The organism is Nonomuraea sp. NPDC051298, assembly GCF_055586305.1.
The window spans coordinates 130,361-142,121 of the sequence record NZ_JBVJIM010000008.1 but is presented as its reverse complement, the minus strand read 5'-3'; the positions used below and the strand labels follow the sequence as shown (position 1 = coordinate 142,121).

The 11,761-nt window shown below is 73.6% G+C and carries 9 protein-coding genes; 1 reads left to right on the top strand and 8 read right to left on the bottom strand.

From position 1 onward, the window contains the following. Positions 1-3: 3 nt before the first annotated feature. The 7 genes from ACZ6S0_RS24095 to ACZ6S0_RS24065 all read right to left on the bottom strand — a co-directional run bounded on the left by ACZ6S0_RS24095 (position 4) and on the right by ACZ6S0_RS24065 (position 7,033). Entirely contained in the window at positions 4-1,011 is a 1,008-nt protein-coding gene (locus tag ACZ6S0_RS24095; RefSeq protein WP_465921564.1) for an NAD-dependent epimerase/dehydratase family protein, read from the bottom strand. Positions 1,012-1,061: 50 nt separating this feature from the next. After that, a complete protein-coding gene (locus tag ACZ6S0_RS24090; protein WP_465921563.1) occupies positions 1,062-3,377 on the bottom strand; it encodes an SCO7613 C-terminal domain-containing membrane protein in 2,316 nt (771 codons plus the stop codon). A 206-nt stretch (positions 3,378-3,583) separates the two neighbouring features. Further along, on the bottom strand, positions 3,584-3,946 hold the full coding sequence (locus tag ACZ6S0_RS24085; protein ID WP_465921562.1) for a S26 family signal peptidase: 363 nt from the start codon (positions 3,944-3,946) through the stop codon (positions 3,584-3,586). After that, complete coding sequence (locus ACZ6S0_RS24080) at positions 3,943-5,742, bottom strand: ABC transporter ATP-binding protein (protein ID WP_465921561.1); 1,800 nt, start codon at positions 5,740-5,742, stop codon at positions 3,943-3,945. Before ACZ6S0_RS24080 ends, ACZ6S0_RS24085 begins: the two co-directional genes overlap by 4 nt. Continuing rightward, positions 5,739-6,284, bottom strand: a complete 546-nt coding sequence (locus ACZ6S0_RS24075; protein WP_465921560.1) for a TlpA family protein disulfide reductase — start codon at positions 6,282-6,284, stop codon at positions 5,739-5,741. The genes ACZ6S0_RS24080 and ACZ6S0_RS24075 overlap by 4 nt, the downstream gene beginning before the upstream one ends. Beyond that, on the bottom strand, positions 6,281-6,796 hold the full coding sequence (locus ACZ6S0_RS24070; protein ID WP_465921559.1) for a MauE/DoxX family redox-associated membrane protein: 516 nt from the start codon (positions 6,794-6,796) through the stop codon (positions 6,281-6,283). Before ACZ6S0_RS24070 ends, ACZ6S0_RS24075 begins: the two co-directional genes overlap by 4 nt. A gap of 75 nt (positions 6,797-6,871) precedes the next feature. Continuing rightward, positions 6,872-7,033, bottom strand: a complete 162-nt coding sequence (locus ACZ6S0_RS24065) for a hypothetical protein (protein ID WP_465921558.1) — start codon at positions 7,031-7,033, stop codon at positions 6,872-6,874. Positions 7,034-7,781: 748 nt separating this feature from the next. On the opposite strand from ACZ6S0_RS24065, the gene ACZ6S0_RS24060 reads away from it, so the two are divergent. Then, the gene (locus tag ACZ6S0_RS24060) at positions 7,782-9,011 is read left to right on the top strand and encodes an MFS transporter (RefSeq protein WP_465921557.1); all 1,230 of its coding nucleotides are present in this window, start codon (positions 7,782-7,784) and stop codon (positions 9,009-9,011) included. Between the two features lie 54 nt (positions 9,012-9,065). Here the strand turns inward: ACZ6S0_RS24060 and ACZ6S0_RS24055 are convergent, their stop codons facing one another. Then, positions 9,066-11,759, bottom strand: coding sequence for an AAA family ATPase (locus ACZ6S0_RS24055; RefSeq protein WP_465921556.1), 2,694 nt, complete (start codon positions 11,757-11,759; stop codon positions 9,066-9,068). Positions 11,760-11,761 lie beyond the last annotated feature (2 nt).

The window sequence follows — 11,761 nt, the reverse complement described above, 5'->3', positions numbered from 1 at the left end:
CCCCTACGCGCCGGCGACATAGGCGTCCTCGGCCGCATAGGGGAACCAGACGTCGGGACCGTGACGAACGATCAGATCAGGGAAGACGTCCTGCCAGCCCCCGCCGCCCGCCTCGGCCTCGGACACGGCGTGGACGGCCCATTCGACGACCTGGCGCAGCGCGTCGTCGTAGGAGACGGCAGGGCGGTATCCCAGCTCGGCACGGGCTCTGTCCATACTGAACACGATCGGCTCCGGCACATTCCACGGGTTGAACCCCAGGCCGTCCGGACGCGACGGGCCCGCGAAAGTGACGATCTCCGCCTCGTGGCCCATGACGGCGAAGATCCTCGCGCCGATCTCGGCGACGGTCAGCGGGTCGTCGGCGATGTTGAGGACCCGCGCGGCAGGGTGCTGCGCACACAGCGATATCAGCTCGGCGACGTTCGCGACCGCCGACGTGGGGAACCGGCTCCGCCCGTCCTGGGCGAGCACGACGTACGGCCGCCCGTCCAGCGCCCGCTTGATGAACGACCAGTGATCCAGCGACTTGCCGTACGGGCCGTGCAGCACGCCCGTCCGCAGGATGCTGACCGGCAGGCCGGGCGTCGCGAGCAGGCGCCGCTCCAGCGCCGCCTTCCCCGCCGGATAGTCGTGGGTGTCGCGCTCGACCGTCGGCCACGTCTCCGGGATCGGCACCGGCAGGCCGGGTGCCTGGTAGACCGCTCCCGACGAGATGACCACCAGCGAGCCGACGCGGCCGGCCAACCGGGCGAGCTGCGCACCGTGGTGCGGCGTGAACGCGACCGTGTCCACGACCAGGTCGTGGCCGTCGAGGGCCTTGAGCAGCGCCTCGGTGTCGGCCCGGTCGACCTGGACCGACGCTGCCCCCTCCGGCTCCGCGGCGTCCGGACGGGGCCGGCGGTGCCCAAGGGTCACCGCGTACCCGGCCGCCATGAGCCGGGCGGCCGTGGCCCGGCCGATCTGCCCCGTGCCCCCGATGATAAAGGCGCTTCGGCCGTGAACCGTCATCAACCGATCTTAACTCCCGACCGGCCGATGATCACCTGGATGGCGGAACGTCAGCCCATCGCCGTCAAGTTGGCGCGCAACCGGCGCAGGTCGCGCATGCGGGCCTCGTACGTCGCCCCGGCCACCACGAGCAGCAGCCCGCCCACGGCGATCGGCACCCAGCGCGGCACCGTGAGGAGCAGCTCCGACACGTACGGGGCCAGCTCCCGCAGCGCGACCCCGGCGACCACGAACGCTCCGATCACCGTGGGCGCCTGCAGCCGGACCCGGACCCCGGCGAACACCACCGCCAGCGCCAGCACGCCGAGCGCCGACGACCGTTGCCATTGCGCGTCCGAGTAGACCGCCACCAGGCTCGGCAGCATCGTGAAAGACAGGCCCGCGCCGTAGGCCGCCCAGGACGAAACCGCCGCGCCGCGCCGCCGCCGCCAGCCGACTCCCAGCAGGACCAGCGAGCACGGCACCGTGTACGCCTCGACGACGGTGACCTCGTCCGCCCCCAGCCGCAGCCACGAGGCCAGCAACAGCAACACGACGCCGGTGTACCTGAGGCCCTTCAAGGCCGTACCGGCCCGCGGCGACATGAGCAGCACCAGCACCCCGGCCACGGCGAACCCCACGCTCATCGCGACCAGGACGCGCAACCCCAGCGAGAAGCCGACCGCCACCGCCTCCAGCCCGAAGAACAGCGCGGCGAAGCCAGTCCCCCAGACCCGCAACTCCTTCAGCCCGGCCGCCGACGCCATCGCGGTGGCGGCCACCGCCAGAATCGGCAGCACGATCAGCGTCGCCGGCTCACTGCCGAACGCGTACGCCGCCGCCCGCACCGAGGCGGAACCGGCGACGACCGCACAGACCACCGCCCACCAGGGCGCCCGGCCGCCCAGTGTGGCGGCCGCTGCCGACGCGACGGCCAGCACCACCTGCACCGCCACCGCGGCCGGGTAAGGCGCCGCGAAGGCTTGGGGGGCGACCGCGACCATGAGTGCCCCGGACACCAACGCACCGGACACCAACGCACCGAACGCCGCCACACCGGACGCCAGCACACCGGACGCCGCCGCCTTCACCGGCGACCGGCCGGTGCCGCGCACCGCCGCCACCAGAAGAGCGGCCGCCACCATGCCCAGCACCACCACATCCGTCGGCGACGCCATCTCCGACGGCTGCCACTCCCCTCCCGTCCACGTGCCCGTCCAGAGCACGTCCAGCCAGGCGAACGGCGCCACCAGAGTGGCCCCGAGCCGAGGCGCCGACGTCAGCGTGGTCACCAGCGCCACCAGTCCGCCGGTGGCCATGCCCGCCAGCCGTACCTTGCGCCAGGGCAGCCAGTCGACGGCGAGCGCCACCGCGAGCGCGGGGACGAGGTAGGCCAGGGGACGCCAGTCCGCGCCCAGGCCGTCCAGCGCCGGCTGCGCGGGCGCGGCCACCACGGCGATCAGCGTGAGCGCGGTTCCGCCGGCGACCCCGGCGGCCCAGATCTCCCCCTCAGCCTTGCCCGGCCTGGCCAGCAGCCACGTCACGAACCCGCCGAGCAGGGCCAGCGCGACCAGCGGCGCCGACCTGACCAGGGCCTCGCCGACCGACGGAGACCCCAGCGCGTACGGCACGCCGCCCAGCAGGGCGAGGCTCGCGACCCCGCTGCCGGCCAGGGCGGCCGTCGTCCGCACCGCTCCCCGGCCGTAGCGGACCAGCGCGACGTCCAGCGCCGCCGTGCCCACCAGCATGGCCACCAGCCAGGTCCCCGGTAAGTCGCCGGCCAGCAGCGGCAGGATCGGCTGCGCCAGCACCACGGCGACCGGAGCGGGTCCGCGAAGCCGGGTGAGCCGGGCATAGGCCGCCAGGACGAGCGCGGTGAGCCCGAGCACCCCCGCCACGTAGTGCGGCGTGTCGAGGGCGTCGACCCCGAGGAATCCCACCTGCCTGGCCGCGTAGCCGTCGAGCAGCAGCAGCGCGACCGCGAACCCGGCCACGGTCTCGGCCGTCGCGGTGAGCCTACGCCGGATCAGCACGACCGGCGCCAGCATGACCAGCGCGGTGAACGCGGCCAGCACGGCCGCACGCCCGCCGATGCCCAGCCGCCCCCAGCTCACCACGGTGAACACCACCGCCGCCACCGTCAGCAGCAGGCCACCGAGGATGAGCAGGACATTCTTCGCGGCACCCGAAGACACCTCCCGCACCGCGCCACCGTGCCCCGCATCAGGAGCCGCCGCGCCCGCGACCCCCTGACCCGCCGCACCGGCGCGCAGGACACCGAGCAGCTCCGTACGGCGGGCCTGCAGCTCCGCCTGTCGATCCCACAGCCCGGCGAGAGCCTGGTCCACCTGCCACAGCTCGCGCGCGGCGGCCTCCCGCAGAGGCAACGCGCATCTCGGGCACCTGGACTCCGGATCCTGGGGCCCGGTGAACATCGCCCCGCAGTCCGGACATCTCATACCTTCACCCACCGGCACTCCGCTTCAGTCTGTCGAGGAGACCCGTATATCACCGCGACATCCCTGCGAACCACTGTCGCCGGGAACCCCGAGCGACAGCCTGGCCGGGTAAGGGCGTGGTCACCAGCGCGCGCCTACTCCCGGCTGTTCGACCGAGCCGACGTTCCTGGGACGGTGGCGAGGACGTCGCGACAGTCGATCAGGCCGAGTTGGCGGGAGTCCTGCGAACGTGGATTGTCCCCGACCACCGCCACGAACCCGGCCGGTACGTGCGAAACATCCGGCAGCGCCGACAGGAGCCAGTCCGGCAGCGGGTCGCCGGCGATCGCGGCGACCCGCTTGATCCGGTGCGGCAGTTGCTCGTCCGCCACCCGGAACACGATCACCTCATGGCGCCGGGGCGCCCGGCGCCGCCGCCGCGCGAGCAGGCGCTGGCCGTCCCGCAGGGTGGGCGACATGCTGTTGCCCCGCACGGTCACCCTGATCCACCCGATCATCGCACCCTCGCATCCTGGTAGCCGCCGGCCTGGAGGCGGAACAGCCGGGCGTACTCGCCGTCCGCGTCCATCAGCTCGTCGTGACTGCCCCGCTCGGCGATCCGGCCGTCGACGAGCGTGACGATCAGGTCCGCGCCGCGCAGCGCGGACATCCGATGGGAGATCAGCAGCCGGGTACGGCCCCGCGCGTGCCGGAGCAGGGTGCTGTGCACACGGTGCTCGCCCTCGGCGTCCAGCCCCGAGGTCGGCTCGTCGAGCACCATCAGCTCGGCGTCGGTGCGCATCAGGCAGCGGGCCAGTGCCACCCGCTGCCACTGCCCGCCGGACAGCGTCACACCGGCCCGTTCGCCGTCGTCCGTGTGGGTCCTGGACAGTACGGTGTCGTACCCGTCGGGCAGTGCCGCCACCGTGTCATCGGCCCGTGCCGCCCGCGCGGCCGCGACGATCCGCGACCGGTCGGCGAGTTGCCGGACCTCTCCGATGCCGATGTTCTCGGCCGCGGTCAGGTCGTAGGTCATGAACTCCTGGAACACCACGCCGATCCGCGCCCGCAGCGCCGCGAGGTCCAGTTCGCGCAGGTCCACGCCACCCCAGGTGATCGTGCCGCGCTGCGGGTCGTAGAACCTGCACAGCAGTTTCACCAGCGTGCTCTTGCCCGCGCCGTTGACGCCGACGAGTCCCACGGCGGCGCCGGCGGGGATGGTCAGGTTCACCCCGCGCAGCACCCACGGACCGTCCTCGCGGTACCGGAACCAGACGTCCCGCAGCTCGATGGCCGCCGACGGAGCCGGCGCGCCCGTGCCGGGCGGCAGGTCGTCGCCGGTGTCGAGGACGTCGAGGTAATGCCCGAACAGCCGCACCGCGCGGCTGGCCTCGCCGAGTTGGAGCACCACGGCGGTCAGCCCGTTCTGCACGCCGCCCACCGCACCGAGGAACAGCACCAGGTCGCCGACCGAGGAGCCGCCGTTGACCACGTTCGTGGCGACCACGACCGTGCCCACCCCGGTGACGGCGGCGCCGAGCAGCGCGAGCCCGCTCTGCACCAGCGCGCCCCTGCGGGCCGCGGACAGCCGCGCGTGCGAGACCGTCGCCAGCGAGTCGATCATCCTGGTGTGCAGCAGCGTGCCGAGGCCGAACAGCCGGATCTCCTTGGCGGCGCGCACGTCCGTGAGCAGCGCCCGGTAGAACAGGCGGCGCCGGTCGGTGGCCACCCACGCCTCCTCGGTGGCCGCCTCGCGCCGCGCGGTCGCCAGCCTGGCGAACACGGCCGTCAGCACCGACGCGAGCAGCAGCAGGCTCATCGGCGGCCACACCACCAGCAGCGCGCCCGCGAAGCTGGTGAGCAGCACCACTGAGCGGACCAGCTCCTGCGCGAACTGCGAGACCGTGCCGGGCGCTTCCTGCGCGGCCTGCTCGGCCAGCCGCAGCCGGTCGTGGAACGCGGGATCCTCGATGTGCCGCAGCCCCGGCAGGGCGGCGACCCGCCGGAACAGCCGGCTCTCCACGGTCAGCGTGACCCGCTGCTGGACCACTTCGCCGAGGTAGCCGGCGAGGTAGAGCAGCGCGATGGCGAGCCCGCCGGCGACCGCCGAGGCGATGGCGAGGAACACCGCCCTGCCCGTGCTCGGCGCACCCGAGGTCAGCTCGTCGACCAGCAGCATGGTCAGCCAGGCCCCGGTCGCGGGCGCGGCGCCCGCGAACACGGTGAGCGCCAGCGCGATGGTGGCGCTCACCGGCGCGGACCGGAACGGCAGCGCGAGCGCCGCCACCCCCGCGCGGGAGGCGGATCGGGTCATGCCACCTGTGCCGGAGCGCCGGTGGCGGCCGCGAATTCGTCGAGGCGGGTGCCGGACGCGGTCACCACGCCGCTGTGCGTGTAAAGCAGCGTCGGGTAGGCGACGACCTCGAACGAGGTCAGCACGGGGTCGTCGACGCCGATGACCGCGACCCGGCCGAGTGCGCCGACCTTGGCGACCAGCCGCTCGGTGGCATCGGGGGCGTCCGGGTCACCGTTCACGATGGACACGAACCGGGCCTTCGGCGGGGCGCTGACGAGCGCGTCGGACAGCATCCGGCACGGCCCGCAGCCGACCTGGAAGAACCCGACCTGGACCGGGCCGTCGAGGTCGGCCTCGGTGATGGTGGCGCCGTCGGTGTCGGTGACCGAGAACGGGCGGACGACCGTCCCGGGCTTCGGCACCTGCGTGTTGTGGACGTGGGCGCCGCCGCCGCCGTTCTGCTGCAGCTCCCGGAGCCTGGTGACCAGCCCGAACGTGAACAGCAGGTGCACCGCGACCACGACGGCCAGCAGGACGACGGCGGTGGTGAGCAGGGTCAACGGTTTCTCCCGGCGGGAACGAGGAGGAACGCGACGTCCTCCCAGCGGGTCGTGAGCAGGCCGAGGAACGCTCCGGTGACCAGGGCGACCAGCGTGGCCTGGGCGGAGGCGGGCACGTCACCGGCGAGCGCGCCGACGACGGAGACGGCGACCAGCAGGCCGTTGCGTACGAGGTGCTGCGGGCCGAGCAGGCCGCCGCCCGCGCCGAAGCACTGGCAGCGTACGGACTGACTGGCGAGGACCGCGCGGGCGATACCGGCACAGAACACGAGGAGGAGCAGGGCCGCGAGGGCGTAGCCGGCGAGCCGCGTGCCGGGGACGGCGAGCAGCACCACGGTGGCGGCCTCCCCCGCGAGAACCGCGCCGGCGGCCGGACCGGCGGGCAGCCACTGCGGCCCGACTGCCGCGACAGAGTCGCGGAACTCGGCGAACCCCTGCCGGGAACGCGTCTTCCCCACGACCGCCGCGAAGAAGACGACGGCGAGCAGCACGCGAGCAAGCAGGTCGAGCACGGCAGCCTCCGGGCGGATGTGAAGGCCGGCGGGGCACACGGTGCCTCCCCGCCGACCACTGCGATCAGTGGGTGTTCAGGGGCAGGTCGACGACTTGGAGGTACAGTAACCGAGGCAGTTGAAGCGGTAACCCTTCCTGCAGCACTGGCCGTTCTCCGGCACGCACGCACCGGCCTCCACCTTCGGCAGCACCAGGCCGACGAGCCGCTCACCCGCACGCTGCGCAAACTGCTTCATTCCAGCTCCTTTCGTGATCAACAACTCGGACGCGGACTAGGAGACCACAACGCCACAGCCACGGCAAGAGTTTTGACTCGAATGTCTCACTGCCTCACCTGACGTAGTCAACGAGGCCGTCCTGCCCCCGCGGACGGCGCCACATCGGCCGGGCCGGGGGCTGATGGCCGAGGGCGGGGCAGCACCCAGGGGGCCGCTTTCCCATCGAGCGATCAGCCATTTCAACTCCCGTGTCCCGACATTTGCGCTCCTCTTCTCGATGGGGCCGACTGATATCCGACGGGTGCTTGGAAAGTGCGTCCCTCCATGGTCGGAGCGCAACTCGGGTCGGGCGGTGACGGCGTCGCGCGGGAAACTGTGCGGGGAACAGAAGGTGCGCCGTGCCGCCGGACCGCGCTGGAGGCGGCGACCGGAATGCGCACCGGACATGGCCCTTTCGCGCAGGTCAGGCGGCACGTCAGTATCTGCGCCGAGCGACATTCTTCGGCATTTGGAAAGCGACATTCGCGGACAGAGCAGCACTTTGCGTCATAGCTACGACTTGGGGTGCGCCGCTCAATCAGCCCAGGCTCGTGAACGCGTTCACGGAGCGCGACGGCGGTTGTCGAGAAACCGGCGGATGGCGAGTGCGGACTTCGCGGTCCTCCTGAGCGACTCCGCCGTACGGCATGGCCTCGAACCGCCTCAGCCCGGCCCGCGAGCCATTCGGCGAGACGATCCGAGTGAGCGGGCTGTAACGTGTCCGCACGTGAGTGATTACACAGTGTCACCGTCGGTCGAGGGGAGGTCCCGGCGCCGGTGGGTCGTGCTGCTGCTCTGCTGGGCTTCGCTCACCATGACCTCCGTCGACCGCTCCACCTGGGGCCCGGTCTCGCTCCAGGCGGGGGCGGCGCTGGGAGTGTCGCTGGCGGGTCTGGGAGCGTTCGCGACCGCGTACTACGTCGGCTATGTGCTGTCCAACCTCGGAGGCGGGCTGCTCGGCGACCGGCTCGGGAGCCGGGTCGTGCTGTCGGGGTCGCTGTTCACGGCCGGCGGGTTCATGGTGGCGTTCGGATCCGTGTCGTCGGCCGGCGCGGGGATCGCGGTGCAGGCGCTGATCGGGCTGTGCGCGGGGGCCGACTTCGCGGCGGGCGTCAAACTCGTCGCCTCCTGGTTCGCCGAGCGGGAACGCGGGCTGGCGATGGGCGTCTTCACCATGGCCTCCTCCCTCGGCACGATGATCGCCAACGCGATCGTGCCCCGGCTGATCCAGGTGTACGACTGGCGTGCCTCGTACCAACTGTTCGGCATCGTGTCGATGGGGCTCGCCCTGCTGTGCCTGGCGCTGCTGCGCGACCGGCGCGGGCCGTCGGAGCGGCCACCGCCGCTGCGCCGTCTCGTACGCGAGCGCGACCTGCTGCTGCTCGGCCTGGCCGGCTTCGGCGGGCTGTGGGGCACGTACGGTTTCGTGACCTGGTCCAACGCCCTCATGGTCACCGGGCACGGAATCGACCCGGTGGCGGCGGGGACGGTGGTCGTGGTGTTCGCGGCGGCGGGTGCGGTGGGCAAGCCGGTCATCGGCCTGGCCACGGACCTGGCCGGAGTCGGCCGCAAACGACCGGCGCTGGCGGTGCTGGTGGCGTTCGCCGGATGCCTGCTCGTGTTCGGCGGCTTGACCTCGGAGTCGGCGTTCCTGGTGATGGCGGCGTTCGCGGGGCTGGGGGCCTACCTGTACACGCCGCTGCTGGTCGCCATGGTGGCGGGGCTGTCGGGAACGGCGCTGGCAGGCTCGGCGGCGGGCGCGATGAACGCGACGGCGCAGTTGGGCAGCGTGGCCGTGCCGGTCGTGGTGGGAGCCGTCTACCAGGCCACCGGGTCCTTCACCGCCGCCTTCGCCACCCTGGCCGCGGGTCCCCTCGCGGGCGCCGTGGCCTTGTCGTTCGTCCGCGAGGCCGCGGCCTCCGCCCGCCCCCGCTCCCCGCAGAGCGCCCGCGTCTGACCACCTCGGTGGCGGCCTGGCCCGGTGGACCACCATGGGCCTCCTCGATGGGCTTCAGAGCCCGAGCGCGTCGCGGAGCTGTGCCCGCGAGGAGATCCCCAGCTTCGGGAAGATCCGGTACAGGTGCGTGCTGACCGTCCGGTGCGAGAGGTAGAGCTGCTGCCCGATCTCCCGGTTGGACAGCCCGGACGCCGCCAGCCGGGCGATCTGCAACTCCTGGGCGGACAACTCGTCGCGGCCGGCAGGGGCGCGCCCGCCACCGGCCTCTCCGGCGGCCCGCAGCTCCTGGCGGGCCCGTTCGCCCCAGGCGACCAGCCCCAGCGCGTCACAGGTGTCACGAGCCGTCCGCAGGGACTCGCGTGCCTCCTTGACCCGTTTGTGCCTGCGCAACCAGACGCCATGGGCCAGCCAGATCCGGGCCCTGGCCGTCGGCCAGGGGGTCAGGTCGGCGGCCAGGGCGGCCTCGTAGAGCGGCTCGGCATCGGCGACCAGCGCGCGGGCGTGCCGCAGGCTCACGTGCGCCAGCGGGGCGGGGGTGACGGCGGCGGCCGCCTCCAGCTCGGGCAGGAGCGCGCGGAAGGCTGCGGTCTGCCCGCTGCCCACGGCGGCTTCGGCCAAGTCGCCGACGGTCCAGAGCCGCCAGGAGGGGTGGTGGGCGACGCTGTGGGGATCGGCGATGCGCCGCAGGTAGCCGAACGCCTCGGCGTGCTGCGCGGCGCACAGCGCCGTCACGCCCCTGGCGTACAGCACCAGGGCCAGGACCGAGGGGGCGCCGTCCGGGCCGAGCTCCCGTTCGGCCTCGGCGGCGCGGGCCCGGCTCAGCTCGGTCTGCCCGCGCTGGCCCGCCAGCAGCGCGCGACCGGCGAGGGCCGAGGCCAGCCAGCGCGACTGGCCGGTCTCGCGGGCGAGCCGCTCGCACTCGTCGGCGACGAGGTTGGCCCCGGCCCAGTCGCCGCAGAAGATCTGCTCCCACATCTGGGAGCCCAGCGCCTGGGTGAGAACGCCGAGCCTGCCCTGCGCTCGCAGGTCGGCGGCGGCGGCCTCCAGGAAGCCGCCGGCCAGGTCGAAGGCGCCGACACTGGTCGCCGCCACCCCCAGCAGCCGGTTCTGGACGCCGTCCAGGCGGGCGCCACGCAGCAGGCCCAGGCGTCCGATCACCTCGCCGCCGCGTTCCAGGCCGTTGGCCAGGCCCAGGCAGGCCAGCCGCTCGGCGTCGTCCTGCGACGGGGCCAGGCGCTCGGCCAGCGCGGCCACCCGGCGGCGCGCGTCCTGGCCGGGTTCGGACCACCAGCAGCGGGTGGCGGCGGCCCGGACGAAGTTCATCGCCAGCGGCGTGTCGCCGAGCGTCACCACCGACTCGATCATGTCCACGAGCCGGAGCACGGGGGTGACCCCCTCTTCCAGCATCTCGCGCAGCCACGCCAGCCTGGCCTGGGCGAGCGCGGTCAGTACGCCCGGGTCGACCTGGCCGAGCAGGTCGGCCAGGAGGTCGCGGTCGCCCAGCTCGAAGGCGAGTTCCGCGGCCTGCAGCAGCCGGTTGGCCCGCAGGTTCGGCCCCTCGGTGAGCTGGGCGGAACGCCGCAGCGCGTCGACCGCCGCGGCGACGGCGCCGCGCCGCCGCGCGCGGCGGGCGACGTTCACCAGCTCGGTGGCGACCGCCGCGTCCGGCCTGCTGAGGGCCGCCGCGCGATGCCAGGCGCGCCGGTCGGGGTCGGCGGCGTGGACCTCGGCGAGCGCGTTGTGCACGGCGAGGCGTTCGCCGGGCGTGGCCCGGTGGTAGATGGCCGAGCGGACCAGCGGGTGGTGAAAGCTGAGGTTCCCCGCGGCGAACTCGACCAGGCGCCCGTCCACGGCCGGGGTGAGCGCCGCGATGGTGAGCCGCTCCCCGGTCATGAGGCTTGCCGCCGCGAGGGCGTCGGCGAGGCGCCTGCCGTCGTCGGCCGCCGCCGACAGCAGCAGCGCGCGGGTGGGCGGTGGCAGGTCGGCCAGCCGTACGGCGAAGGCACGTTCCAGGCGGGCGGTCAGCGGCGTGAGGCCGGCCACCGCCGCGGGCTCCACCTCGCTGTTCACGACGCGCGGCAGCTCGACGAGGGCCAGCGGGTTACCGTCGGCCTCGGCCAGCACCCGGCGGCGCGCGCCGGTGCCGAGCCTGGGCGCGCGCAGGTCCAGCAGCGCCTCGGCCGCCGCGTCGTCGAGACCCCCGAGTGACAGCTCGGACAGGTCACAGTGGTCGAGCGGGGTGGGACGGCCGTCCCGGACGGCGAAGAGGATCCCGATGGGGTCGGCGCGGATGCGCCGGGCGACGAAGGCGAGCGCCTCGACGGTGGGCGCGTCCATCCAGTGCACGTCGTCGACGACGATCAGCAGCGGCCGGGGAACCGCGGCCTCGCCGAGCAGGGTGAGGACGGCCAGCGCGATCAGGAACGGCTCCACGCTCGCCTCCCCCAGCCCGAAGGCGCTGTCGAGCGCCTCACGCTGGCGTACGGGCAGCTTGGGCACCGCGTCCAGCAGGGGCAGCAGGAGCAGATGGAGGCCGGCGAAGGGCAGGTGGGCCTCGCCCGCCACGCCCGCCGTGCTCATCACCGTCATCCCCCGGTCGCGAGCCCCGGCCGCGGCGGCCTCCAGCAGCGCGGTCTTGCCGATGCCGGCGGGGCCGCGCATGATGAGCGCGTCTCCCTGCTCCGGCAGCCGTTCCAGCACCGCGTCGATCGCGGCCACCTCGCGCTCCCGGCCGACCAAGCTGACCACGG

Bases quoted from the DNA above. Each gene is read 5' to 3' on its own strand.
- ACZ6S0_RS24095 (WP_465921564.1), bottom strand. From the start codon at position 1,011: ATGACGGTTCACGGCCGAAGCGCCTTTATCATCGGGGGCACGGGGCAG.
- ACZ6S0_RS24085 (WP_465921562.1), bottom strand. From the start codon at position 3,946: ATGATCGGGTGGATCAGGGTGACCGTGCGGGGCAACAGCATGTCGCCC.
- ACZ6S0_RS24080 (WP_465921561.1), bottom strand. From the start codon at position 5,742: ATGACCCGATCCGCCTCCCGCGCGGGGGTGGCGGCGCTCGCGCTGCCG.
- ACZ6S0_RS24065 (WP_465921558.1), bottom strand. From the start codon at position 7,033: ATGAAGCAGTTTGCGCAGCGTGCGGGTGAGCGGCTCGTCGGCCTGGTG.